Here is a 24,314-nt window from a genome sequence, read left to right as displayed (position 1 = left end):
GTGGCGAGCGGACAGGAGCGCGTGCGGGACGGCTTCCACGCGGGGCCTGCCGAGGGCGCGGATGACAGCGTGCTGCCGTTCGCCGTCGAAGGGCTCGATGTGCGCGGGCGCGCTGTGCGGCTCGGGCCGTCGATCGATCTCATCCTGTCGCGCCACGGTTATCCGCCCGCGGTGTCGCGCGTGGTGGGAGAGGCCGCGGCGCTGGCGGTGCTGCTCGGATCGGCGCTGAAGTTCGAGGGGCAGTTTCAGTTGCAGACGCGCTCCGACGGGCCGGTCGGCATGGTCGTGGTCGATTTCGACACGCCCGACAGGCTGCGCGCCTGCGCGACGTTCGACGCCGAGCGCCTCGCGGCGGCGGAAGCGGCGGGCGAAACCGGCACCGGCGCGCTGCTCGGCTCCGGCCATCTCGCGCTCACCATCGATCAGGGCGCGGCCATGTCGCGCTATCAGGGCATCGTCGCTCTCGAGGGGGACGACTTCGAGGCGGCGGCGCATACGTATTTTCGCCAGTCCGAACAGATTCCGACGCATGTGCGGCTCGCGGTGGGCGAGGAGACGTCCGGTGCGGGCGAGGCGCGCCGCACCGGTTATCGCGCCGGCGGCGTGATGGTGCAGTTCCTGCCGCCGACCGGCGCGGGCGCCGCGCGGGCTTCCACGGAGGCGCAGGACGAGGATGCCGATGACCGCTGGCGGGAGGCGCATCTGCTGGCCGAAACGGTGGAGGATCATGAACTGATCGATTCCACGGTGTCGAGCGAGCGGCTGCTGTACCGGCTGTTCCACGAGCGGGGCGTGCGCGTGTTCGAGGCGCAGCCGGTGCGGGAAGCCTGCCGCTGCGATCGCGACCGCATCCTCGCCACGCTGTCGCGCTTCGACGACGACGACAGGCGGGCCATGGTGGGCGAGGACGGGCGCATCGGCGTCACCTGCGAGTTCTGCTCGCGCCATTACGACATCGACCCGGCCGAAATCGGCATCGAAACGGGCATATCGGAGGGAAATACGCAGTGAGCGACGATATCGTCAAGGACAGCAACGGCACGCCGCTGGCGGACGGTGACTCGGTGACGCTGATCAAGGACCTCAAGGTCAAGGGCACTTCGGAGACGCTGAAGCGCGGCACGCTGGTCAAGAACGTCCGGCTGACCGGCAAGCCCGGTGAAATCGAGGCGAACACGAAGCAGGTAAAGGGGCTCGTGCTCAAGACGGAATTCGTCAAGAAGGCGTGATCGCCGGCCGGTCAGGCCACCTGCCCGGCGGGCAGGGCCGGATTGACGAAACGCTCGCCGGGCGCGAGGCTGGCGCCGTGGCGCGTGGCGACGCCATATTCCAGATGGCTCGCGATGCGCCGTGCGCGCTCCAGAAAGTAATCGGCCGCGGCGGGCGGGCAGACCTCCCGTGCAGTCGCTTCGAAAAGCCGCAGCCAGTGGTCGAAGTGGCGCGCGTCCACGGGCAGGTTCAGGTGCTTGGGCATCGGGCGGCCGTGATAGCGCCCGCTCATGAGCGTCACCGACGACCAGAACAGACGCATCTGCGCAAGATGGACATCCCAATCCGTGACATGGGCCTCGAACACGGGGCCGAGAACGGCATCTTCACGGACGCGCGCATAGAACGTGCCGACAAGGCGCTCGATCATGCCATCGTCGATTCCGGTGGCCGCCGTGATTTCGGCCACGATCTGCGCCCTGCGTGCTGCGGATTCTTCCATGCCTGCCTCTCCGGAGCAGTTTGCGTGCAGGTCGATCGATCTGAACGCAAATTGCAGTAAAATATGGAATTCAGAGCGGCGTGCATTCGAGCGGAATCGTCACGCCGCTCCAATACCCGCTCATGCGCGGACATTATCGCGAGGCGGAACTATAAGCTTGTTGTCGCGGTGATGAAAGCGCAAGAATGTCGCATATCTGTCGCATGTTGCAGTTTCACGACGACCGCCCGGGCAGTTATGGCGGTTGACTTGCATCATTTTCATGGTAACATATGAATGTACATTGCCATAATATCAAAATAAATATTTAATGCGGAAGCTTTTTGCAAGTAAAAAGTGTGTCCTGTTTTATGGCTGTAATTGAGCGTGTTCATGTATTGCGTGGTCGGGTGTGCGTTTTTGCTTTTATCCGGGTGCGACATCGGGTTGTTCGGCTTCGTTGCTTCTGGTTCTGCGGCGGCGGGTCGATCGTGCGGTCAGGGGCGATGTAATGAGTGAAGTGCGGGTGGCGGTTTCTCTGGATGCGGAAGCGCTTCTTTCGGGGTTCGGCGACTATATCGGTTTGCCGGGGCTGTCCTTCGGAGAGCGCGGCTTCATCGGCCTGCTTTTCGATGATCATGCGCTCAGCATTCTTTACGACGGCGCGCGCGACGCGTTCCTGCTCTATGGGCCGGTCTGCGCCGTAACGCCGCATGCGGGCGAGAGTTTCTTTCGCCGCCTTGCGGGAGAGGGGCATCTTTCCGTTTTTTGCGGCGACGGCGCATTGACTTTCGATGAAGCTTCCGGGCGGATCGTATGGTCCGATCGTGTGCCGCTCGCGGGGCTCACGCAGGAGCGGTTTCAGGAGGCGCTCAAATCAGCGGTGGACAGGATCGAGTTCCTGAAAGGGTCGCTCTTCGACATTCTTCATCGCGGCGACGGCGCATCCGCGCCGTTCGGGGGCGATGCTCCGGCCGCCACCGGTTTTGTGAGGATATGAGACTGCTTGACGGAACATTACATATTTCATAGTATTGTAGCAATTGCGCCATCGTCGGTGCCGCTGTTTAGCACTTTCCCATATGCGTTGATGGGCGGCGACCCGGCGGTTGCGGGTGGTGTTTTTTATGTAGCTATATTCCTTGTCGGATGGCGCTCGTTTTCGTTCCCGAATAATGAGCCGAAGTCGTTTTTCACGGGCGAATATTTCATTTTACAACTATTTTTGACCTGAAAGGTTTGAGGTATGTCTGATTATAATTCTTCTTTTCGCATTTCTCCCGGCATTCAGGATCCCGCCGGCGTGCAGGCTCCAGTTTCCAATGCGGGGCCCGCCTCATCCCCGGCGACCAGCGGTTTTCATGGGCGCGGGGTGACGGAAAATTCCGATCCGCTGGCCCCCCCTCCCGGCAGGACGGCAGTTGCCGACAATCCGACGCCGCTCAACGAGCGGGTGTGGGCGGTCGCGGCGGAAGACGATCTGCCGCCTCTTGAGGCGCAGCCTCGTCTGGTGCGGCAGGACGCCTTTTACGGTGAGCGGCGCGAGAATCCGCAGTAACGCAACGGCAGGGCGATCACGCCGGCCCGTTCTCGTATCCCGCCGCGCGGACGGCTTGCGACAGCGCCCGCGCGTCGGCCGCCGACTCCACGGCAACCGTCCTGGCCGCGAGGTCGACCGTTATCGTCGCCTGCGGATCGATGTCCCTGATCGCCTTTTCGATCGTGGCGGCGCAGCCCTCACATTTCATGGTCGGTACTTTCAACGTCGGCATCCTGCCTTCTCCTTTCTGCGAGTCGCGTGCATGATAGACCTTCCCATGATGGCAAGGTCAACGGGTCGCGGCTGCGCTTGACCTTGCCATCATGGGAAGGTCTATGGAAGATGCGATGTCGCCGCCGTGCGACGCCGATTGCATAGCAGGTCCGATCATGAATGATGCAGTGATGGCCGCCGATGCCCCGCAAGCGCCCGCACGGGGAACGACGTTGCAGTTGTCCGTCGAGGGCATGAGCTGCGCGTCGTGCGTCAGCCGGGTGGAAAAGGCCATCCGCTCTGCGCCGGGGGTGGCGGATGCGAGCGCCAGCCTGGCGACGGAGCGGGCGAGCGTCAGCTTTGCCGGCACGCCGGATGTCGGCGCCGTCGTCGATGCGGTGCGGGCGGCGGGCTATGACGTGCGGCAGGAGACGCTCGGCTTCTCCATCGCGGGCATGAGCTGCGCGTCGTGCGTGCTGCGCGTCGAGAGCGCCATCAAGGCGGTGCCGGGTGTGATCGCCGCGGCGGTGAACCTCGCGACGGAGCGCGCCAGCGTGACGGCGGCGGTGGGCGCTGTGGCTCCCGGCGCGATCGAAGCGGCCGTCCGCCGCGCGGGTTATGAGGCGCGGGCGCTGACGCCGGCCGACGGCGGCGACCGGGAGCGCGCGGCGCGCGAGGCGGAGATCGCGACGCTGCGGCGCGCGGTGGCGATTGCCGCCGCGCTCACGCTGCCGGTTTTCATCGCGGAGATGGGCGCGCATCTCGTGCCCGCATTCCATCACTGGCTTGCCGGCGCGCTCGGGCCATGGAACTGGTACGGCCAGTTCGCGCTGACCACCGCGGCGCTGTTCGGCCCCGGCCGGCGCTTTTTCGCCATCGGCGTCCCGGCGTTGCTGCGCGGCGCGCCGGACATGAATGCGCTCGTGGCGGTGGGCGCGGGCGCGGCCTGGGCTTATTCGGCGGTCGCGACCTTCCTGCCGGGCGTGCTCCCGGCCGGCACGGTGCATGTCTATTATGAGGCGGCGGCGGTCATCGTCACGCTGATCCTCGCCGGGCGCTATCTGGAGGCGCGCGCCAAGGGGCGCACCAGCGATGCGATCCGCCGGCTGGTGGGCCTGCGGCCGCGAACGGCGCATGTGTCGCGCGGCGGCGAGACGGTGGAGGTCGATATCGGCGACGTCGCGCCCGGCGATATCGTCATCGTGCGGCCGGGCGAGCGCATCGCCGTCGACGGCGAGGTGGTCGAGGGCGAATCCTTCGTCGACGAATCCATGATCACCGGGGAGCCGGTGCCCGTCGCCAAGGGGCGCGGTGCGGCGGTCGTCGGCGGCACGGTCAATGGCGCCGGCACCTTCTCCTTCCGCGCGACGCGGGTGGGGGCGGAGACGGTGCTGGCGCAGATCATCCGCCTCGTGGAGGAGGCGCAAGGCGCCAAGCTGCCCGTGCAGGCGCTGGTGGACCGTATCACCGCATGGTTCGTGCCGGCGGTCTTCGCGGCCGCGCTGCTGACCTTCGCGGCGTGGCTTGCGTTCGGCCCCGCGCCGTCGCTCACCTACGCGCTGGTCAACGCGGTGGCGGTGCTGATCATCGCCTGCCCTTGCGCCATGGGGCTCGCGACGCCGACATCCATCATGGTCGGCACCGGGCGGGCGGCGGAGCTCGGCGTCCTGTTCCGCAAGGGCGACGCGCTCCAGCGCCTGCGCGACATCACGGCGATCGCCGTCGACAAGACGGGCACGCTGACCGAAGGGCGGCCCGAACTCACCGATTTCACGGTGAGCGCGGGCTTTTCCGAGGGCGAGGTGCTGGCGCTCGTCGCCGCCGTCGAGGGACGCTCGGAGCATCCCGTCGGGCAGGCCATCGTGGCGGCGGCACGGGCGCGCGGGCTGGAAGTACCGGCGCCGGAAACGGTCGAGGCCGTGCCCGGCTACGGCATCACCGGCGCGGTCGGCGGCGTGCGGGTGGATGTCGGGGCGGATCGCTTCATGCGCCGGCTCGGCCTCGATCCCGCGCCCTTCGCCGGAGAGGCGGCCCGGCTCGGCGACGAAGGGCGCACGCCGCTCTATGCGGCGGTCGGCGGGCGCCTCGCCGCCATCGCCGCCGTGGCCGATCCGGTGAAGCCGACGACGCCGGCCGCCATCGGGGCGCTGCACGATCTCGGGCTGAAGGTCGTCATGGTCACGGGCGACAACCGCCGCACGGCGGCGGCGATCGCGCGCCGGCTCGGCATCGACACGGTGGAGGCGGAGGTGCTGCCGGAGGGCAAGGTCGACGTCGTTCGCCGCCTGTCGGCCGGCGGGGCGCTGGCCTTCGTGGGCGACGGCATCAACGACGCGCCCGCTCTCGCCGCGGCGGATGTCGGCATCGCGGTGGGAACCGGCACGGATGTGGCCATCGAGAGCGCCGACGTGGTGCTGATGTCGGGCGATCTGCGCGGCGTCGTCAACGCCGTCGCGCTGTCGCGGGCGACGATGCGCAACATCGGGCAGAACCTGTTCTGGGCCTTCGCCTACAACGCCGCGCTCATTCCGGTGGCGGCGGGTCTGCTCTATCCCGTCAACGGCACGCTGCTGTCGCCGATGCTGGCGGCGGGCGCGATGGCGCTCTCCAGCGTGTTCGTGCTCACCAACGCGCTGCGGTTGCGCCGCTTTCACGGCCCGATGGAGGTGACGCGGCCGGAGGCCCGGCCATGAACATCGGCGAGGCCGCGCGGGCGTCGGGCGTGTCGGCCAAGATGATCCGCTATTACGAGGCCATCGGCCTGATCGACGGCGTCGCGCGCACGCGGTCGGGCTATCGCGTCTATGAGGACGCGGACGTGCATACGCTGCGCTTCATCCGCCGGGCGCGCGATCTCGGCTTTTCCCTCGCCCGCATCGAAACGCTGCTCGCCCTCTGGCGGGATCGCGCGCGCGCCAGCGCCGATGTCAAGCGGGTGGCGCTCGACCATATCGCCGAACTCGAAGCCCGCATGCGCGAACTGCAACAGATGGCCGATACCCTGCGCCATCTGGCGAACAACTGCCACGGCGACGGACGCCCGCATTGTCCCATCATCGCCGAGCTGTCGGAGGGGGCGGAGGCCCCGCAAGGCGTCCGGCCGCATCACATCTGAGTGATCATGCCGGCCGCGCGCGGAAAACGAACGCATTGCAGCCCCAATTCTACGGCGATATCGCGACGTGCCCGTCCGCACTTTCCGCGCCGCGCGGGCGCTTGACTCCGGTGTGCGATGGAATAATAACCAACCGGTCGGAAATGAATGTGGACTCTCATGGCCCGTCACAGGACGATCACGCGCGATCAGGTGCTCGACGCAGCGCAGGCCGTTGTCCTGCGCGACGGCGCCGGGCGGCTGACGCTTGAGGCCGTCGCGCGGCAGGCGGGCATCAGCAAGGCGAGCGTTCTTTACGATTTCAAGAGCAAGCAGCAGCTTGTCGGCGCGCTCATCGCGCGGGACATCGACAACCATTGCCGCAAGATAGACGATCTGAAGGCGCGTTTCGGCCTGTCGTCGCCCGATGCGTATATCCGCGCGCGGATCGAGGGCGTGCGGGCGCTGTCGGAAGAGGATCGCACGGCGACGACGAGCCTTTGCGCGGCGATGGCGCAGGATGCGGTGTTGCGGCGGCCGGTGCAGGATCTGTTCGCGGCCATCATCGGCGATCTGCGCCGGACATCGGCCAGCCCGCGCGGCGCGCTGCTCGCCTTTCTGGCAACCGAAGGGCTGGCGCAGCTCGAAATGTTCGGCTTTCAGCCGTGGCAGGGCGAGGAGTGGGATCAGTTGCTGGCCGATATCGGGTGGTTGTCGTCGCAGGCGCCCGCGGGTGCGCAGGCGCATCCGCCGCCTGCCGCCGCAGCTGAGAAGAACGACCCGTAGGGTGAACGCATCCGGGGGCGAAACGCATTCGGCGCAAATGCGGAATTTCGCCCTGTCTATTTGTTTTTACAGCAAATTTACCCGGAAGAACGGTATCCGTTTTCTGGTATGACACGTTGGCGGCGGGGCCGTCTCATGGTAGTTCCTGAGCCGGAAGGCTCAGGCGGGTTTCGATATCCAGGAATTACGGCAGGAATTGTGAATGCAGATCCCATCCTCTCTACGGGCTCTTTTCGTCGGGATGTCCCTGCTGACGGCCGCCGCGCTTGCCGCCTGCACTGACGAAGGCAACGGGCAATCGGCGGGCGGGCCGCCGGCGATGCCGCCGCCGCAGGTGGGCGTCGTCACGGTGCAGGCCGAGGCCATTCCCATCACCAACGAATTGCCGGGACGCATCACGCCGACCCGTATCGCCGAGGTGCGTCCGCGCGTTTCGGGCATCGTCGTCGAGCGCGTGTTCACGCAGGGCGGGCATGTGAACGAGGGAGACGTGCTCTACCGCATCGATCCCGAGCCCTTCCGCCTTCAGGTGGAAAGCGCGCGGGCGACGCTGGCGCGCGCCGAGGCCACGCAGTTGCAGGCCCGCCAGCAGGCCGACCGCAGCAAGGAGTTGCAGGCCCGCAACGTCACGAGCACGCAGGCGCTCGAGAACAGCGTCGCCGCGCTCGCGCAGGCGAACGCGGATGTCGCGGCGGCGAAGGCCGCGCTCGCCACGGCGCAGCTCAATCTGCAATACACGAACGTCACCGCGCCGATCAGCGGCCGCATCGGCCGCGCCCGCATCACCGAGGGCGCGCTGGTCGGCACCGGCGTGGGCGACATCCTGGCGACCATTCAGGAACTCGATCCCATCTACGCGGATTTCACGCAGTCCGTGAACGATCTTCTGAACCTGCGCCGCGCGGCGCAGCGGGGCGAGGTGCTGGGCGGCAACGAGAGCGAGGCGCCCGTGCATCTGCTGTACGACGACGGCACGCCCTATCGGCATGTCGGGCGGCTGCTGTTCTCGGAGGCGACCGTCGACGCGACGACCGGCCAGGTGACGATGCGCGGTCAGTTCCCCAATCCCGACGGCGAACTGTTGCCGGGCATGTACGTGCGCATCCGCATCGAGCAGGGTGTGGAGCAGGGCGCCGTCGCCGTGCCGCAGCAGGCCGTGCAGCGCGATACCGGCGGGCAGGCGCTCGTCTATGTCGTGGGCGCGAACAACGTCGCCGAGGTGCGTCCCGTGCGGGCGGGCCGGGTCATCGGCGACCGCTGGGTGATTTCCGAGGGCCTGAAGCCGGGAGACCGGGTGATCGTCGAGGGCTTCCAGAAGATCCGCCCCGGCGCGCCGGTGGCGCCCGCCGACTGGAAACCCCGCGCGGAGACGACGGCCGCGACCGCGCCCGCAGCCGTGAAAAGCGGCGAATAGGGAGCACCGGCATGCCCAGTTTCTTCATCGATCGCCCGGTCTTCGCCTGGGTCGTGGCGATCTTCCTCGTTCTCGCCGGCGCGCTCGCCATTCCGCTGCTGCCGATCGCGCAATATCCCAACGTCGCCCCGCCGCAGATCTCGATCACGACTGCCTATCCGGGTGCGTCGCCCAACGAGATCTACCAGAGCGTCACGCGGCTGATCGAGGAAGAACTGAACGGCGTTCAGGGTCTTCTCTATTTCGAGTCGACTTCCGACAGCAACGGCAGCGTCGAGATCACGGCGACCTTCCAGCCGGGCACGGACGTCAACTTCGCCTCGACCGAGGTGCAGAACAGGGTGCGCCGTGTCGAGCCGCGCCTGCCGCAGGCCGTTTCCCAGCAGGGCATCAACGTCGAGGAGGCGGGGGCCGGCTTCCTCCTCGTCATCACGCTGACCTCCGTCGACGGCACGACGGACGCCATCGGCCTCGGCGACTTCCTCACCCGCAACGTGCTGAGCGAGATCCGCCGCGTGCCGGGCGTCGGCAAGGCGCAGCTCTTCGCCGCCGAGCGGGCGATGCGCATCTGGATCGATCCCGAGAAGATGATCGGGCTCAAGCTCACGACGAGCGACATCACGACCGCGATCCAGGCGCAGAACGCGCAGGTGGCGGCCGGGCGCATCGGCGCGCAGCCCAACCCCATCGACCAGACGATCTCCGCCACCGTTCTCGTGACGGGGCAGTTGACCTCGCCGGAGGAGTTCGGCGCCATCGTGCTGCGCGCCAACCCGGACGGTTCGTCCGTGCGTCTGCGCGACGTCGCGCGCGTCGAGGTGGGAGGCGAGGATTACAACGTCACCTCGCGTCTGAACGGCAAGCCGAGCGCCGCCATCGGCGTGCAGCTGACCTCGACCGCCAACGCGCTCGCCACGTCGGAGGCGATCCACGCGCGCATGACGGAGCTGGCGCAGTTCTTCCCCGCCAACCTCAAGTGGGACATTCCCTACGACACCGCGCCTTTCGTCGCCGTCTCCATCGAGAAGGTGTTCCACACGCTGCTCGAGGCGGTTGGGCTCGTGTTCGTGGTGATGTTCCTGTTCCTCCAGAACTTCCGCTACACGCTCATCCCGATCATCGTCGTGCCGATCGCGTTGCTGGGCACCTGCGCCATCATGCTGGTGACGGGCTTCTCCATCAACGTGCTGACCATGTTCGCCATGGTGCTCGCCATCGGCATTCTCGTCGACGACGCCATCGTCGTGGTGGAGAACGTCGAGCGCATCATGTCGGAGGAAGGGCTGCCGCCGCGCGAGGCGACCCGCAAGGCGATGAAGCAGATCACCGGTGCGATCATCGGCATCACGCTGGTGCTCACGGCGGTGTTCGTGCCGATGGCCTTCTTCCCCGGCGCGGTCGGCGTCATCTATCGCCAGTTCAGTCTCACCATGGTGGTGTCGATCCTGTTCTCGGCGCTGCTGGCGCTGTCGCTGACGCCGGCGCTGTGCGCAAGCTTCCTCAAGCAGGTGCCGAAGGGCCACCACGATGAGAAGCGCGGCTTCTTCGGCTGGTTCAACCGCACGTTCGATCGCCTCACGCATGGTTACACGGGGATCGTCGGCTTTCTCGTGCGCCGGGTCGTGCGGGTGATGCTCGTCTATCTGATCCTGGTCGGGGGCCTGGGCTACCTGTTCGTCAAGCTGCCGTCGGCGTTCCTGCCGAACGAGGACCAGGGCTACATCATCGTCAGCATGCAGGGGCCGCCGGAAGCGACGAGCAACCGCATGCGCGAGGTCATCGAAACCGTCGAGGGCATCTTCGCCAGGGAAGACGCGGTCGAGAACCTCGTCATGATCAACGGCTTCAGCTTCGACGGCGCCGGGCAGAACGCGGCGCTGGCTTTCGCCACGCTGAAGGACTGGTCGGAACGCGGGCCGGGCAATTCGGCGGCGGAAATCGCGATGCGGGCGAACATGCAGATGTTCGGCCTGCGCGACGCGATCGCCTTCGCCCTGTCGCCGCCGCCCATTCAGGGCCTGGGCACCGCGAGCGGCTTCTCGTTCCGCCTTCAGGACCGCGGCGGGCTGGGGCAGGAGGCGCTTGCCGGCGCGCGCGATCAGCTCATGGCGGCGGCGGCGAAGAGCCCGGTGCTCACCGGCCTGCGCATCGAGGGCCTGCCGGATGCGGCGCAGGTGAGCATCACCATCGACCGCGAGAAGGCGAACACGTTCGGCGTGACCTTCGCCGACATCAATCACGCCATCTCGACCAATCTCGGCTCGTCCTACGTCAACGACTTCCCCAACGTGGGCCGCATGCAGCGGGTGACGGTGCAGGCCGATCAGGACAGGCGCAAGCAGCTCTCCGACCTGCTGGCCATCAACGTGCGCAACGCCGGCGGCGGCATGGTGCCTCTTTCCTCCTTCGCCTCCGCGGAGTGGAAGAAGGGGCCGGCGATGGTCGTCGGCTACAACGGCTATCCGTCGATACGCATCGCGGGCGAGGCCGCGCCGGGCTTCTCCTCCGGCGACGCCATCACCGAGATGCAGCGGCTGGCGGGCGAGTTGCCGGACGGCTTCGGTTACGAATGGACGGGGCAATCGTTGCAGGAAATCCAGTCCGGCTCGCAGGTGCCGTTCCTGCTGGCGCTGAGCTGCCTCGTGGTGTTCCTGTTCCTCGCCGCGCTTTATGAGAGCTGGTCGATTCCGTTTGCGGTGATGCTGGTGGTGCCGCTCGGCGTGATCGGTTCCGTCGCGGCGGTGCTGCTGCGCGACATGCCCAACGACGTGTACTTCAAGGTCGGCCTCATCGCCATCATCGGCCTGTCGGCGAAGAACGCCATTCTGATCGTGGAATTCGCCAAGGACCTCTATGCGGAAGGCCGGTCACTGGTGGATTCGACGCTGGAGGCGGCGCATCTGCGCTTCCGGCCGATCCTCATGACGTCCATCGCCTTCACGCTCGGCGTGCTGCCGCTCGCCATCGCCTCGGGCGCGAGCGCCGGTAGCCAGCAGGCCATCGGCACGGGCGTGATGGGCGGTATGATTTCGGCCACCGTCCTCGCCATCTTCTTCGTGCCGGTGTTTTTTGTGGGCGTCATGCGCCTGTTCGGCGGAGGCCGGAAACAGGAGGGCGCTCCGGGCGCCGGCGAGGGCCACACGGAGCCCGCGCCGGCCGAGTGATTGCGTTGCGATCGTCCAGGATTTGGCGATCGTCCAGGATTTATGACCCCGGTGGCGCAGGCTGCCGGGGTCTGTTTTTGCCTGGGGGTCGCCTTGCATGAAGAAAATGCGGCAAATCAGGAAGATGGAGGATTTTTGCGTTTTGGCGAAACATGGCTATGCTCCATGTTTTCGCGATGAATCGGTCCGGGGGATGGAATGACGGAGACGGCGCAGCCGGCGAAGGCCGAGGTGACATACGACGATTTCGCCAGGCTCGACATTCGCGTCGGGCGGATCGTCGAGGTGCAGCCGTTTCCCCGCGCGCGCAATCCCTCCTACAAGGTCGCCGTCGATCTGGGCGATCTCGGCATCCGCTGGTCGAGCGCGCAGATCACGAGCTATGCCGCCGAGGATCTCGTCGGCACGCAGGTGGCGTGCGTCGCCAACTTCCCGCCGCGCAACATCGCCGGTTTCCAGTCGCAGGTGCTGATTCTGGGCGCGCAGAACGCGGAAGGCAATGTCGTGCTGCTCAGCCCCCGCTCGGCGGTCGCGCCCGGCAAGGTGGTTTTCTGACGGGACGCCGCGTTTCCGCTTGAATGCACGCCGCTCCAGAGCAGTTTGCGTTCAAATCGATCCATCGATTTGAACGCAAGTTGCGGTAAAATATAGAATTTAGAGCGGCGTGACGATTTTGCTTGAATGCACGCCGCTCCAGAGCAGTTTGCGTTCAAGTCGATTGATCGATTTGAACGCAAGTTGCGGTAAAATATGGAATTTAGAGCGGCGTGACGATTCCGCTTGAATGCACGCCGCTCTATCCGCCGGAAAACTCCCTGATCGCGGTGTAGCAGAGCATCAGCGAGACGATGAACAGCCCTGCCTCGACAAGGGCGTAGAACGTCCTTTCCGGGATGACGTTCAGCGCGCGCCGGCCGGTGAGCGCGCCGAGAGCGGCGACGGGCAGCAGGCCGGCCACCATCCGCCACTGATCCCCTGTCAGCGGTGACAGTACCTGGAACGGAACGACCTTGGCGGCGTTGATCGCGGCAAAGACGATGGTGGTCGTGCCGACGAAGGTGAGCTTGTCGAGCTTTTGCGGCAGCACGTAGATCTGGTAGGGCGGGCCGCCGGCGTGAGACAGGAAGCTGGTGAAGCCGGCGGCGGCGCCCCACAGCAGGCCGCGCGGCACGTCCGCCGGACGCGGCGGCAGTTGGACGCCCCGCTTGCGCCATGCGTTCATCGAAAACACCAGGCCGACCGCGCCCACGAGCAGCGCCACGGCGGCGTCCGGGATCACGGCGACGGTCATGAACCCGATCAGGACGCCGAGCAGGCCGGCGGGCACCAGGATCGCGAGATTGCGGCGGCTGAAATGGCGGCGGTAGAGCCAGATGCTGATCACGTCCGCGAAGACGAAGACCGGCAACAGCAGCGTCGCCGCCTGAAACGCCGGTATGGTCAGCGCCAGCAGGGGCACGGACAACATGCCGATCAGCGGCAGGCCGCCCTTCGACAGCCCGACCAGAAACGCGGCGACACCCGCCGCAAGCAAGAACAGGCCGTCCTGCGGCATGCTGTCGATCCTGAAAACGCTGCCGGAAGGGGCGCCCGGCCCATGCCGCAAGGCGACCGCGACCGGATGGAATCATCTGTATGGAATCACAAGGCCGACGACAATGCTCCCGAAATCCCCGACGGGCAAGAAGCGATTGTCCGCCGGTCCGGCATGCTTTCGCTCAGGCGAACACCCGCTCGGGCGCCGGCGCGAAATAGCGGTCGAGGTCGCTGTCAGCCACGGCGTCGAGGGTTGCGGGCTGCCATTGCGGGTTGCGGTCCTTGTCGATGATGGCGGCGCGCACGCCCTCGTAGAAGTCCCGGCCGGCGAGCACCGCCGCGCCGGCCGCGTATTCGCGCTCGAGCGTCTGTTCGAGGGTTGCGTCCTCGCGCGCGAGGCGCAGCAACCGGAGCGCCAGCTTGAGACTGGTGGGCGAGCGCGTTTGCAGGGTCGCCAGCGTCTTCCGCGCGAAGTCGTCGCCCGATGCCGCGAGGGCGGCGAAGATCTCTTCCACGGTGTCGAAGGCGAAAGCAGCATCGATCGTGGCCGCGTTCCGCTCCACCGGGCCGGGTTCGGCCGGCGCCGTCACGGTCTCGATGACTTGCGCGACGACGGCGGCGTCCGCCGAGGCGGGGAGGGCGGAGAGGCGCTCGACAAGCGTGGGCAAGCCGCCGGCCGGCACGAAATGATCGGCGAGGCCGGCGTGAATGGCGTCCGCGCCGCCGATCTGCTCGCCGGTGAGCGCGAGATAGGTGCCGATCTCGCTGCGCCCCGCGCCGGCCCGCCCGCGCGACAGCAGCCAGGTGCCGCCGACGTCGGGGAAGAAGCCGATGCCGGTCTCCGGCATGGCGAGCCGCGTGCGGTCGGTCACGACGCGGTGGCTGCCGTGCGCCGACACCCCGACGCCGCCGCCCATCACGATCCCGTCCATCAAGGCGACATACGGTTTCGCGTAGCGCCGGATGCGCGCGTTGACGACATATTCCTCGCGCCAGAACAGGCGGCCCGCCGCGCTGTTCTCCGGTCCGCCGTCATAGAGGGCGCGGATGTCGCCGCCGGCGCAGAAGGCGCGCTCGCCCTCGCCCGTGATGAGCACGGCCGCGACCTGCGCGTCGGTCTCGAAACGGTCGAGCGCGCCGGCGATGAGGCGCACCATGTCGAGCGTCAGGCTGTTGAGCGCCTTGGGGCGGTTGAGATGGATGCGTCCGAGCGTTCCCGAGCGGCCGATCTGCACCAGGGCGTCGGCCTGATTGTTGTCCGTGAAAGGCATGTCGATATCCGTGATTGACGTGTCGGTTTCCGGTGACTGTCCCGCATTCAGCACATCGCACGGATCATCGCGCGCGCCTATGGGGAAATCCGCAGAACCGCCTTGAGCAGGATCGCCCGCAGGATTGCCTCTGCCGGGATTGCCATTGAAGGAATGGTGCGAGCCGGATTGACGGCGTGGATATGGAAGGATTAAATTATGCAATAGTATAACATTTCATAAGAGGTAACGATGTTGCAAGACACGCCGCTGCTGCAAGACACGCCGCTGCTGCAAGACACGCCGCGCGACGCACGGCTTCCCGTGACCGTTCTGTCGGGGTTTCTGGGCGCGGGCAAGACCACGCTGCTGAACCATATCCTGAACAACCGCGAGGGCCGGCGCGTCGCGGTGATCGTCAACGACATGAGCGAGGTGAACATCGACGCCGATCTGGTGCGCGAGGGCGGCGGCAACCTGTCGCGCACGGAGGAGAAGCTCGTCGAGATGACGAACGGGTGCATCTGCTGCACCCTGCGCGACGACCTGCTGGCTGAAGTGCGCCGTCTCGCCGACGAAGGGCGCTTCGACTACCTGCTGATCGAGGGCACCGGCATCGCCGAGCCGCTGCCGGTCGCCAGCACGTTCTCGTTTCGCGACGAGGACGGCGAAAGCCTTTCCGATATCGCCCGCCTCGACACGATGGTGACGGTGGTGGACGCCGCGAATCTGCTGCGCGATTACGGCTCCAACGATTTCCTGCGCGATCGTGGCGAAAGCAACGGCGACGCGGACGAGCGCACCATCGTCGACCTGCTGGTGGAGCAGATCGAATTCGCGGATGTCGTGGTGCTCAACAAGGCGTCGGACATCGCCCCCGAGCAGCTTGCGCTGGTGCGCAGCGTGGTGAAGGCGCTCAACGCCGACGCGCGGCTGGTGGAAACCGATTTCGGCCGCGTATCGCTCGCCGACGTGCTGGATACCGGCCTGTTCAGCGAGGAAAAGGCCGAGACGCATCCGCTGTGGTTCAAGGAGCTTTACGGCTTTGCCGATCATGTGCCCGAGACGGAGGAATACGGCATCGGCAGTTTCGTCTACCGCGCGCGCCGTCCGTTCCACCCGGAAAGGTTCAATGCCTTCATCAACCGCACCTGGCCGGGCCTGATCCGCGCCAAGGGGCATTTCTGGCTCGCCACCCGTCCGCGCTGGGTGGGCGAGTTCTCGCTCGCGGGCGCGGTGGCGCGCGTCTCCGCCATGGGCTACTGGTGGGCGGCGATCCCGAAGCAGCACTGGCCCGATCATCCCGAATGGCGCGAGAACTTCCGCCGCCATTGGGATCGCATCTGGGGCGACCGGCGGCAGGAACTCGTCTTCATCGGCACCGGCATGGACGAGGCGGCCATCCGCGCCGCTCTCGACGAATGCCTCGTCGGCCCCGCGAACGGGGCGGCCTTCGAGCCTTCCCGCTACGGCGATCTGCCGGACCCCTTCCCGCGCTGGGGCCAGTCCGACGCGGCTTAAGCTCTTGAAAGGAAAACCGGGAAGCGGCGAGCGCTTCCCGGTTTCGTCATGATGCGATCGACATGGCGCGATCAGCGCGATCAGTTCAGCGCCGCGTTCGGCGGACGCTCCGTCGAGACGGCGAGGTCTCCGATCACGAGCCCGAGCGGGCCGGCGGTCACGGGCACCGTTTCGCCGTCCTTGATCCGGCCGCTGAGGATCAGCTCCGCCAGCGGGTCCTGCACGTTCTTCTGGATCACGCGCTTCAGCGGGCGCGCGCCGTAGGCCGGATCGTAGCCGCGCTCGGCGAGCCAGTCGCGGGCGCTGTCGTCGAGGTCGAGCGTGATCTTGCGCTCTTCCAGCAGCCGCGCCAGGCGCTGGAGCTGGATGTCGACGATGGCGTTCATCTGGTCCCGCCTGAGGCGGTGGAACAGGATGATCTCGTCCACGCGGTTGAGGAACTCGGGGCGGAAATGCGCGCGCACCACCGCCATCACGTCGTCGCGCACCGCCTCCGAATCCTCGCCCGCCTTCTGCGCCACGAGATATTCGGCGCCGAGGTTCGACGTCATGATGATCAGCGTGTTGCGGAAGTCCACCGTGCGGCCCTGCCCGTCCGTGAGCCTGCCGTCGTCGAGCACTTGCAGCAGCACGTTGAACACGTCCGGGTGCGCCTTCTCGATCTCGTCGAACAGAACGACCTGATAGGGCCGGCGGCGCACCGCCTCGGTGAGCGCCCCGCCTTCCTCATAGCCGACATAGCCGGGGGGCGCGCCGATGAGCCGCGCCACCGAATGCTTCTCCATGTATTCCGACATGTCCATGCGCACCAGCGCCGTCTCGTCGTCGAACAGGAAGGAGGCGAGCGCCTTCGTCAGTTCCGTCTTGCCCACGCCGGTGGGGCCGAGGAACATGAAGGAGCCGATCGGCCGGTTGGGGTCCTGCAACCCGGCGCGGGCGCGGCGCACGGCGGTGGAGACGGCGATGACCGCCTCTTCCTGGCCGATCACGCGCTTGCCGAGCACCTCTTCCATCCTGAGCAGCTTCTCGCGCTCGCCCTCCAGCATGCGATCGACGGGCACGCCCGTCCAGCGCGAGACGACCTGCGCCACGTTGTCGGGCGTCACTTCCTCGCGCACCGATCCCGCCTTGCCGGCATGCGGGTCTTTTCCTTGCGCTTCGATCTCCTGCAACTCCTTTTCGAGGCCGGGGATGACGCCGTAGGCGAGCTCGCCCGCGCGCTGGTACTGACCCTGCCGCTGGGCGCTGGCGAGTTCGGTGCGGGCTTCGTCGAGCTGCTTCTTGAGGTTGGCGGCGCGGCCGAGCTTGTCCTTCTCCGCCTGCCACCGGGCGGTGAGCGTGGAGGAGCGCTCCTCTAGGTCGGCCAGTTCCTTTTCGAGGCGCACGAGGCGGTCCTTGGAGGCTGCGTCCTGTTCCTTCTTGAGGGCTTCCGCCTCGATCTTCAGGCGCACGATCTCGCGGTCGACGGAATCGAGTTCCTCGGGCTTGGAGTCGACCTGCATGCGCAGGCGCGCCGCCGCCTCGTCCACGAGGTCGATGGCCTTGTCGGGCAGGAAGCGGTCGGTGATGTAGCGGTTCGACAGGGTGGCGGCGGCGACGAGCGCCGAATCCTGGATGCGCACGCCGTGGTGCTGCTCGTACTTCTCCTTGAGGCCGCGCAGGATCGAGACCGTATCCTCGACGGTCGGCTCGGAGACGAACACCGGCTGGAAGCGGCGCGCCAGCGCCGGGTCCTTTTCCACGTGCTTGCGGTATTCGTCGAGCGTGGTGGCGCCGACGCAATGCAACTCGCCGCGCGCCAGCGCGGGCTTGAGCAGGTTGGAGGCGTCCATCGCCCCGTCGGACTTGCCGGCGCCCACCAGCGTGTGCATCTCGTCGATGAACAGGATGATGCCGCCTTCCGCCGCCTGCACCTCGGAGAGCACGCCCTTGAGGCGCTCCTCGAACTCGCCGCGGTATTTCGCGCCGGCGATCAGCGCGCCCATGTCGAGCGCCAGCAGGCGCTTGTCCTTGAGGCTCTCGGGCACGTCGCCGTTGACGATGCGCAGCGCCAGCCCCTCGACGATGGCCGTCTTGCCGACGCCGGGCTCGCCGATCAGCACCGGGTTGTTCTTCGTGCGCCGCGACAGCACCTGGATGGCGCGGCGGATTTCCTCGTCGCGGCCGATGACGGGATCGAGCTTGCCTTCCCGCGCGGCGGCGGTGAGGTCGCGGGCGTATTTCTTCAGCGCGTCATAGGCGTTTTCGGCCGAGGCGTTGTCGGCGGTGCGCCCCTTGCGCAGCGCCTCGATGGCGGCGTTGAGGTTCTGCGGCGTCACGCCGGCCTGCGCCAGCGCCTTGCCGGCTTCCGTATCCTTCTCCACGACGAGCGCGAGCAACAGCCGTTCCACCGTGACATACGAGTCGCCCGCCTTGTCGGCGGCCTTCTCGGCGGTGTCGAACACGCGCGCGAGCGCCGGCGACAGATAGATCTGCCCCGATCCGCCCTGCACCTTCGTCACCTTCGCCAGCGCCTGTTCCGTCTGGCGCAGCGCCAGCGCCGACTGCCCGCCGGCGCGGTCGATCAGCCCCGCGGCAAGGCCCTCGGCGTCGTCGAGCAACACCTTCAGCAGGTGCTCGGGCAGGAATTGCTGATGTTGCTCCCGCAGCGCCAGCGACTGGGCGGATTGCAGGAACCCCTTCGCACGGTCGGTATACTTCTCGATGTTCATCAGTCGCGCTCCCTTCGGCAACGCCTTCCGTCACACGGGCGGGGAGCGTGAAGGCTCCGCCGGCCGGTCGGCCCGGAAAGGCGTCCCGCATCGAATGGTCCGTATCTCCGAGCAGCCCCAGTTGGCAGCCGCAGGGTGATGAAGTCACTGATCGGCGTCAACCGGTCATGCGGCTCATGTAAGTGTTGCAGGTGCGCAACAACAAGGGGGGGAGGGCGCGTCCGGCGCGATAAAATACTTTTCCGGTGAAAGGTCTTGCGCGGCGGGGCCGCCGCCGCCTCAGGCGCTGGCGGAGCGCGGCAGGGTGCCGGAGGCCGCCTTGGCGGGCTTTGCGGCGGGCGCGTTCTTGACGGCGGATGCGCTCGCCGCCTTGCCGTCGATCCCCTTGTTATCGATCCCCTTGCCGTCGGCTGCCTCGGCGTTCGGCGGCGCGATATGCGACGGCAGTTCGATGTCGACTTCGAGGGTCGATACGGCGTCGCCGCGGTCCATCGTCACCTTCACCTTGTCGCTGTCGACATGGATGTGCTTGGCGATGACGGCGAGGATTTCCTCGCGCAGCACGGCGACGAGATCGGATTGCCCGGTCGAGATGCGCTCGTGCGCGAGCAGGATTTGCAGCCGTTCGCGCGCGACCGGCGCGGACGAGCGGCGGGTGAACAGTTTGAAGAAGCTCATGCCGCCCTCCTGCCGAACAGTTTGTTGAACAGCCCCTTCCTGTCGGAAGGAATGGTCATGTCCACCGCCTCGCCGCGCAGCCGCTTCGCCGCGTCGAGATAGGCGCGCGCGGGGGCGCTGGTGGGGTTGCTGATCGTCACCGGCGTGCCGAGGTTCGAGGCGCGCAGCACCTCGTCGCTTTCGGGGATGATGCCGATGAGCGGGATGGAGAGGATTTCGAGCACGTCCTCGACCTTCAGCATCTCGCCACGCTCGGCGCGCGCGGGGTCGTAGCGCGTGAGCAGCAGGTGCTTGTCGACCCGCTCGCCGCGCTCCGCCTTCAGCGTCTTGGAATCGAGCACGCCGATGATGCGGTCCGAGTCGCGCACCGACGAGACTTCCGGGTTGGTGACGACCACGGCGATGTCGGCATGGCGCATGGCCAGCGTCGGGCCGCGTTCGATGCCGGCGGGGCTGTCGCAGATCACCCAGTCGAACTTGCCGCGCAGCTCGTCGATCACCCGGTCGACGCCCTCTTCCGTGAGCGCGTCCTTGTCGCGGGTCTGCGAGGCGGGCAGCAGCGACAGCGTGTCGATGCGCTTGTCGCGGATCAGCGCCTGGGCGAGCTTGGCCTCGCCCTGCACGACGTTGATGAGATCGTAGACGACGCGCCGCTCCGCGCCCATGACGAGATCGAGATTGCGCAGGCCGACGTCGAAATCGATGACCACGACGTTCTGTCCCGATTTGGCCAGCGCCGCGCCGAGGGCGGCCGTCGACGTCGTTTTGCCGACGCCGCCCTTACCCGATGTCACGACCAGAACCTTGGTCATTTCTTGTCCCTCTCAGTTCAGGGGCGCGATCCTGATCGCGTCGCCCTCCAGCCAAAGTTGAACGGCCTGTCCGTGATATTGCTGACCGAGAACCTCCGCCGTCTTGTAGAGGCCGTCGATGGCGACGAGCTCGGCTTCGAGCTTGCCGCAGAAGATGCGCGCCGAGGAATGCCCGGCGCAGCCCGCCAGCGCCCGGCCGCGCAGCGCGCCGTAGACGTGGATCGAGCCGCCCGCGATCACCTCCGCGCCGGAGGCGATGGAGCCGATGATCGTGACGTCGCCCTGCGGATAGACGATCGATTGCCCCGAGCGCACCGGGCGGTCCACCAGCAGCGACGGCCGGATCGCCTCGTCGGGGATGGCGATGGGCGCTTCGCCGCTCCCGGCCTTCGCCGGCTCGGGCGCGGGCGGCGCGCTCGCCGCCGGCGCGCTTTCGGCCGCCGATGCATTCTGCGCCGCGGGCGTTTCCGCCCTGGGCGCCGGAATATCCACCTCGTTCACCTGCTTGCCGCCGCGCACCAGCGGCGGAAAGCCCGGCCCGAGCCAGGATTCCCTGGCGCCCTCGATGCCCATCACCTGAATGCGCTGCTCGCCGAGGCGCGCGAGGAGATCGGCGAGGCCCTGCCTGTCGAGGTCCAGATTGGAGACGTCGAGAATGACGGCGCGCGCGCCGAAGAAGCCCGGCGAGCGGTCGATCAGGATGGCGAGTTCCTCGAGCCAGGCGTCGAGCGGCGCCTCGGGCGACAGCATCAGCGCCAGAAACGAGCGGCCGCGAAAGCGGATGGTGGGGCGCGGCCTGGCGTCGGATTTGGCGGCGGATGAGGAATGAGCTGTATCGGTCACGGGACTTCTTCGGGTTTCTGCGCTGTTAACATTTGGCGCCACTATGGTTACCACATGGTTAACGCGCGCCGGAAAAGTGAGCCGCCGCCGTTTATCATCTGTTGACGAACGCGAAACGGCGGCGGGCCTGTCCCGGCTTCATCGGAGCGGGGTGGCGCCGGCGCAGCCGTTTGCCCGGCCCCGTCCCGAAGTGAAACGCAACAATACGGCCGTCAAAATATTTCGCCTGCATGTATTGGCAGGTAAGGGTGCCTTCTTGTGCGGCGAAAAACCATGCGCTATAAACGGGGCATCTTATAATTTATTTTAAGGAGCTATTGAAATGAGCATAGGTTCGGTTCCTCCGGGCGGTATCGATGCAGAGTATTTCGGTCGTGAAATCAGTGCCGAGAATGTAAATTCCCTTAAAGGCCGCGGATTGGTTAGCGATTTCTTGCATGCAGTGGATCAGGTCTGGGAAAAGATCAGGGATTACTTCTCGGACACGCATGTTGGCGAGGCGAAGGGCTTGCTACGGGAGATTTTTTCTGAAGACCTCGATAGCGGCAAAAGGCTGGAAAGCTTCAAAAAATTGCAGCAGCTCGCCGGCCTGTCGCATGCGTCGCATTTCTCCGCTGATTTCAGCGAGAGCGCGCCGGGTGGCGTGTTGGGCAAGCTGATGATAGCCGGGCATGAGGTCACGCTGCCATCGTCTGTCTCCAGGCGGGACGGGGTGCCGGAGTCGTTCGATCCCGTGCCTGTGGCGGTTGATCAAGAAGCTGTCGCCGGGCGAGTGGGCAAGCTGAGCCAACAGAATGCTGCCGCAAGGAATCTTAACAGCGCCCGTGGCGGCTATATGCCTGTGCTGGACAATCCGGACAATGTCCTCAGCATCGGAACGGATTCGATGGGCGAACGCGCGCTCAAGGCGTTGGAGAACGGGGAGCTGTCGGAGGCCGATTGCCGCGCCATCCAGGCTTATGAGGGGGCGGCGGAGAGATTTCTGGCGGGGCAGGAGAACGGTCAATCTTACCCTTATTTCTCCAATCTCTCCCCTGAAGCGCGGAAATTTCTGACAAAAGAAGGTTTTGCCCCTTTGAGCTCGATGCCGGGCTTCAGAGGCCCCGGCGCGCTGCCTGAGGGCGCCCAGATCAGGATTGACGGTAAGGCGATCCACCTCTCCAATCGTCCGGGGCTGGACGAGGATGAGCGCACGGCGCAGGCGCTTGCGGAGGGAGTGTTCGGCGGCGTGTGTGGGCAGATTGAAGAGGCAGGCGTCTTCGGCAAGTCGCGCGATGTCCTGCTGGGCCTCCTCGATGGGGATATTTTCAGCGAAAAGCCCGGCGAAGGGTCGGCTGTCATCTACGATGTCCGCAGGGACGGAGACGGCTTTGTGGTCAAGGCCAGCCACGACACGGCGGAGCACGCGGAGGTTGTGGAAGTCCGTATCGATAATAACGGCGATATCCTTGGCGTGGAAGCCAATGCTTTCCGCGCGAATAACTGGGACAATTATAAGCATTTGTTCCCCGAGGAGCATGCCGCCCGGGCGAAAGAGTTGCTGGGCGATATTTTTTCTCCGAAGGTCGGCGGCTGGCAATCGATCCGCGATTTCCTCGAGCTGAAGCGCCTCGCCGTTGACGATAAAGCCATGGATATGCTGAATCTTGATGTCGGTTCAGACGACCGGATCTCTTTGAGGTTTGGCCGGGATGTCCATGTGTCGAAGACACTGGGGCCTGCTCCGACCGGGCCGGTCGGGCGCGAGGAGATCGGTTTATCGATCGGCTTTCTGGAGAGATCGTTGAACGAGGAGGTCGGCAAGAGACGGGAGGGCATGGAACCTTATATGCAGGCCGTCGGAAGGAATATCGGCTTGTTGAAAAAGTCTTTGAAAGAAGAAAAAGACCCTTCTGCGAGAATGTTGCTTGCAGTCGAATTATCTTATCTGCAGGATCTCGAGAATTTTTGGACATCGCCGACGCTGTCTGCGCCTAAGGAGGAGACTGAGCGCTTTTTCCCCTCCATGGAGGAGCACGCCATGGAGGAGCGCGCAAGGGAAGTTATGGTTAACAACGGCCGGGCCGCCTCCGATGAGGAAGTTAAAGATCTGGCGAAGTCGGCGCGGGCTGTGTTGTCAGAAATGTTCAGCGAGAATGATGCCATAACAACAGACAGGGGCCAGCTGGTCCCCAGGCTCTTTGAGCAGGTTGAAAAAGACGTGGGCAGGGCGAGTTTCAAGTTCAATGGCCAAGAAATTACTGAACTGGACACGCTGTACTGGCGTCTCAGCCAGGCCGGAGGCAGCAGGGCGCAGATAAACGCTGCATTGTCCATTGTTGAGCAAACGATTTTTGGCGCTGTTGCGGAATCCACCTATGCCAAGAACGGCGGGCGCGAGCCAAACGCCATAGTGTATTCGGGGGCGGAAAGCGCAACCGTCTCTTACGAGTTTGAGGTCGCAAAAGATAAACCATTTACCGTCAAGTGCCATTTCTCGACGCCTGAAAACATGGATAGAGAGCAGTTCGGCGTTTTTGCGCAAGAGTACAGACCCTCAAGCCCAAGAATGACGGTAGGAAGCGAGGTCGATGTGGTACTCACCTTCGATCGGGAAGGCAGGCTGAGTGTGGACGGGAATGGGACACGGGTAACGGTCGTCAAGGACCCGGTTGACGTATTGCAGCGTGATACACCAGCCGCTCATGCTCCCGCTGCCGCGAATCCCGCAGCGGCTGGCGGCGTCCCTGAAGGCGCGATCCGCGTGTAAGGACACGCCGGGCATTCATCGTGGGCCGGCGGGCGGACCGCCGGTCTTGCGGGCGCAGCGGGTGGTCGTCAGGCTTCATGACGCCCCGGAGCCGCGGCGGGGCTGTGACGGGCGGTGTGTTGCCAACATGCAAGGCCCCTCGCATGGCAAGGGACGGGTTTCAACGCAAGCCGTTGCCATGATATATTTCCATGTATATGTTTCCATGGTGCCGCCGGAATCGTCTGTATTTAAATTCATTGCTGACGGAGATGGATAGATGTCTTCTATTGGTATTCATAGTGAAAGATTTGATATATTGATCGGCTCTGCC

At 65.8% G+C, this 24,314-nt stretch carries 20 protein-coding genes and 1 pseudogene; 13 read left to right on the top strand and 8 right to left on the bottom strand.

Annotation, left to right across the window (positions count from 1 at the left end; translation table 11 throughout):
- Both ACOYJQ_RS11715 and ACOYJQ_RS11710 read left to right on the top strand, forming a co-directional pair.
- Window positions 1–1,011 (top strand): Hsp33 family molecular chaperone, encoded by a 1,011-nt coding sequence (locus ACOYJQ_RS11715; protein ID WP_433458849.1) that lies wholly within the window; start codon window positions 1–3, stop codon window positions 1,009–1,011.
- The gene (locus tag ACOYJQ_RS11710; protein ID WP_433458628.1) at window positions 1,008–1,229 is read left to right on the top strand and encodes an alkylphosphonate utilization protein; all 222 of its coding nucleotides are present in this window, start codon (window positions 1,008–1,010) and stop codon (window positions 1,227–1,229) included. The genes ACOYJQ_RS11715 and ACOYJQ_RS11710 overlap by 4 nt, the downstream gene beginning before the upstream one ends.
- Before the next feature lie 11 nt (window positions 1,230–1,240).
- Here the strand turns inward: ACOYJQ_RS11710 and ACOYJQ_RS11705 are convergent, their stop codons facing one another.
- Entirely contained in the window at window positions 1,241–1,711 is a 471-nt protein-coding gene (locus ACOYJQ_RS11705; protein WP_433458626.1) for a group III truncated hemoglobin, read from the bottom strand.
- A 490-nt stretch (window positions 1,712–2,201) separates the two neighbouring features.
- Between ACOYJQ_RS11705 and ACOYJQ_RS11700 the strand changes: the two genes are divergently transcribed.
- The 3 genes from ACOYJQ_RS11700 (at window position 2,202) to ACOYJQ_RS11690 (ending at window position 3,248) form a co-directional block, all read left to right on the top strand.
- Entirely contained in the window at window positions 2,202–2,690 is a 489-nt protein-coding gene (locus ACOYJQ_RS11700; RefSeq protein ID WP_433458624.1) for a type III secretion system chaperone, read from the top strand.
- Window positions 2,691–2,696: 6 nt separating this feature from the next.
- On the top strand, window positions 2,697–2,924 hold the full coding sequence (locus tag ACOYJQ_RS11695; RefSeq protein ID WP_433458622.1) for a hypothetical protein: 228 nt from the start codon (window positions 2,697–2,699) through the stop codon (window positions 2,922–2,924).
- A 138-nt stretch (window positions 2,925–3,062) separates the two neighbouring features.
- The gene (locus ACOYJQ_RS11690) at window positions 3,063–3,248 is read left to right on the top strand and encodes a hypothetical protein (protein ID WP_433458621.1); all 186 of its coding nucleotides are present in this window, start codon (window positions 3,063–3,065) and stop codon (window positions 3,246–3,248) included.
- 16 nt (window positions 3,249–3,264) lie between these two features.
- On the opposite strand, the gene ACOYJQ_RS11685 is transcribed toward ACOYJQ_RS11690, so the two are convergent.
- Window positions 3,265–3,462: a heavy-metal-associated domain-containing protein gene (locus tag ACOYJQ_RS11685; protein ID WP_433458620.1), complete on the bottom strand. Its 198-nt coding sequence runs from the start codon at window positions 3,460–3,462 to the stop codon at window positions 3,265–3,267.
- Window positions 3,463–3,634: 172 nt separating this feature from the next.
- On the opposite strand from ACOYJQ_RS11685, the gene ACOYJQ_RS11680 reads away from it, so the two are divergent.
- From ACOYJQ_RS11680 to ACOYJQ_RS11655, 6 genes are all read left to right on the top strand, one after another.
- Window positions 3,635–6,136, top strand: a complete 2,502-nt coding sequence (locus ACOYJQ_RS11680) for a heavy metal translocating P-type ATPase (protein ID WP_433458848.1) — start codon at window positions 3,635–3,637, stop codon at window positions 6,134–6,136.
- Window positions 6,133–6,558 (top strand): Cu(I)-responsive transcriptional regulator, encoded by a 426-nt coding sequence (gene cueR, locus ACOYJQ_RS11675; RefSeq protein ID WP_433458619.1) that lies wholly within the window; start codon window positions 6,133–6,135, stop codon window positions 6,556–6,558. The genes ACOYJQ_RS11680 and cueR overlap by 4 nt, the downstream gene beginning before the upstream one ends.
- Before the next feature lie 159 nt (window positions 6,559–6,717).
- The gene (locus ACOYJQ_RS11670; protein ID WP_433458618.1) at window positions 6,718–7,323 is read left to right on the top strand and encodes a TetR/AcrR family transcriptional regulator; all 606 of its coding nucleotides are present in this window, start codon (window positions 6,718–6,720) and stop codon (window positions 7,321–7,323) included.
- Window positions 7,324–7,525: 202 nt separating this feature from the next.
- Window positions 7,526–8,737, top strand: a complete 1,212-nt coding sequence (locus ACOYJQ_RS11665; RefSeq protein WP_433458617.1) for an efflux RND transporter periplasmic adaptor subunit — start codon at window positions 7,526–7,528, stop codon at window positions 8,735–8,737.
- Window positions 8,738–8,748: 11 nt separating this feature from the next.
- A complete protein-coding gene (locus ACOYJQ_RS11660; protein ID WP_433458616.1) occupies window positions 8,749–11,901 on the top strand; it encodes a multidrug efflux RND transporter permease subunit in 3,153 nt (1,050 codons plus the stop codon).
- Window positions 11,902–12,099: 198 nt separating this feature from the next.
- Window positions 12,100–12,456: a tRNA-binding protein gene (locus ACOYJQ_RS11655; protein ID WP_433458614.1), complete on the top strand. Its 357-nt coding sequence runs from the start codon at window positions 12,100–12,102 to the stop codon at window positions 12,454–12,456.
- A 241-nt stretch (window positions 12,457–12,697) separates the two neighbouring features.
- Here ACOYJQ_RS11655 and ACOYJQ_RS11650 read toward each other — a convergent pair whose 3' ends face one another.
- A complete protein-coding gene (locus ACOYJQ_RS11650; protein ID WP_433458613.1) occupies window positions 12,698–13,456 on the bottom strand; it encodes a sulfite exporter TauE/SafE family protein in 759 nt (252 codons plus the stop codon).
- A 163-nt stretch (window positions 13,457–13,619) separates the two neighbouring features.
- Window positions 13,620–14,708 (bottom strand): enoyl-CoA hydratase/isomerase family protein, encoded by a 1,089-nt coding sequence (locus ACOYJQ_RS11645; protein WP_433458612.1) that lies wholly within the window; start codon window positions 14,706–14,708, stop codon window positions 13,620–13,622.
- A 231-nt stretch (window positions 14,709–14,939) separates the two neighbouring features.
- Between ACOYJQ_RS11645 and zigA the strand changes: the two genes are divergently transcribed.
- Entirely contained in the window at window positions 14,940–16,208 is a 1,269-nt protein-coding gene (zigA, locus tag ACOYJQ_RS11640) for a zinc metallochaperone GTPase ZigA (protein ID WP_433458611.1), read from the top strand.
- A gap of 80 nt (window positions 16,209–16,288) precedes the next feature.
- On the opposite strand, the gene clpB is transcribed toward zigA, so the two are convergent.
- From clpB to minC, 4 genes and pseudogenes are all read right to left on the bottom strand, one after another.
- Window positions 16,289–18,919, bottom strand: a complete 2,631-nt coding sequence (clpB, locus tag ACOYJQ_RS11635) for an ATP-dependent chaperone ClpB (RefSeq protein ID WP_433458610.1) — start codon at window positions 18,917–18,919, stop codon at window positions 16,289–16,291.
- Between the two features lie 441 nt (window positions 18,920–19,360).
- Window positions 19,361–19,597, bottom strand: a pseudogene (gene minE, locus ACOYJQ_RS11630) (cell division topological specificity factor MinE); the annotation flags it as partial.
- A complete protein-coding gene (minD, locus tag ACOYJQ_RS11625; protein WP_433458608.1) occupies window positions 19,594–20,409 on the bottom strand; it encodes a septum site-determining protein MinD in 816 nt (271 codons plus the stop codon). The pseudogene minE and the gene minD, both read right to left, overlap by 4 nt.
- 12 nt (window positions 20,410–20,421) lie before the next feature.
- The gene (gene minC, locus ACOYJQ_RS11620; RefSeq protein WP_433458606.1) at window positions 20,422–21,252 is read right to left on the bottom strand and encodes a septum site-determining protein MinC; all 831 of its coding nucleotides are present in this window, start codon (window positions 21,250–21,252) and stop codon (window positions 20,422–20,424) included.
- A gap of 322 nt (window positions 21,253–21,574) precedes the next feature.
- Between minC and ACOYJQ_RS11615 the strand changes: the two genes are divergently transcribed.
- Window positions 21,575–24,001 (top strand): hypothetical protein, encoded by a 2,427-nt coding sequence (locus ACOYJQ_RS11615; protein ID WP_433458604.1) that lies wholly within the window; start codon window positions 21,575–21,577, stop codon window positions 23,999–24,001.
- Window positions 24,002–24,314 lie beyond the last annotated feature (313 nt).

It is taken from the genome of Pseudochelatococcus sp. (genome assembly GCF_050946405.1).
Taxonomy (GTDB): Bacteria; Pseudomonadota; Alphaproteobacteria; order Rhizobiales; family Beijerinckiaceae; genus Pseudochelatococcus.
Note: the sequence above shows the minus strand (reverse complement) of the source record. Positions and strands in the feature narration are given on the sequence as shown.

Bases quoted from the DNA above. Each gene is read 5' to 3' on its own strand.
- ACOYJQ_RS11705 (WP_433458626.1), bottom strand. From the start codon at position 1,711: ATGGAAGAATCCGCAGCACGCAGGGCGCAGATCGTGGCCGAAATCACG.
- ACOYJQ_RS11700 (WP_433458624.1), top strand. From the start codon at position 2,202: ATGAGTGAAGTGCGGGTGGCGGTTTCTCTGGATGCGGAAGCGCTTCTT.
- ACOYJQ_RS11685 (WP_433458620.1), bottom strand. From the start codon at position 3,462: ATGCCGACGTTGAAAGTACCGACCATGAAATGTGAGGGCTGCGCCGCC.
- ACOYJQ_RS11680 (WP_433458848.1), top strand. From the start codon at position 3,635: ATGGCCGCCGATGCCCCGCAAGCGCCCGCACGGGGAACGACGTTGCAG.
- cueR (WP_433458619.1), top strand. From the start codon at position 6,133: ATGAACATCGGCGAGGCCGCGCGGGCGTCGGGCGTGTCGGCCAAGATG.
- ACOYJQ_RS11670 (WP_433458618.1), top strand. From the start codon at position 6,718: ATGGCCCGTCACAGGACGATCACGCGCGATCAGGTGCTCGACGCAGCG.
- ACOYJQ_RS11665 (WP_433458617.1), top strand. From the start codon at position 7,526: ATGCAGATCCCATCCTCTCTACGGGCTCTTTTCGTCGGGATGTCCCTG.
- ACOYJQ_RS11660 (WP_433458616.1), top strand. From the start codon at position 8,749: ATGCCCAGTTTCTTCATCGATCGCCCGGTCTTCGCCTGGGTCGTGGCG.
- ACOYJQ_RS11655 (WP_433458614.1), top strand. From the start codon at position 12,100: ATGACGGAGACGGCGCAGCCGGCGAAGGCCGAGGTGACATACGACGAT.
- ACOYJQ_RS11650 (WP_433458613.1), bottom strand. From the start codon at position 13,456: ATGCCGCAGGACGGCCTGTTCTTGCTTGCGGCGGGTGTCGCCGCGTTT.
- ACOYJQ_RS11645 (WP_433458612.1), bottom strand. From the start codon at position 14,708: ATGCCTTTCACGGACAACAATCAGGCCGACGCCCTGGTGCAGATCGGC.
- zigA (WP_433458611.1), top strand. From the start codon at position 14,940: ATGTTGCAAGACACGCCGCTGCTGCAAGACACGCCGCTGCTGCAAGAC.
- clpB (WP_433458610.1), bottom strand. From the start codon at position 18,919: ATGAACATCGAGAAGTATACCGACCGTGCGAAGGGGTTCCTGCAATCC.
- minD (WP_433458608.1), bottom strand. From the start codon at position 20,409: ATGACCAAGGTTCTGGTCGTGACATCGGGTAAGGGCGGCGTCGGCAAA.
- ACOYJQ_RS11615 (WP_433458604.1), top strand. From the start codon at position 21,575: ATGAGCATAGGTTCGGTTCCTCCGGGCGGTATCGATGCAGAGTATTTC.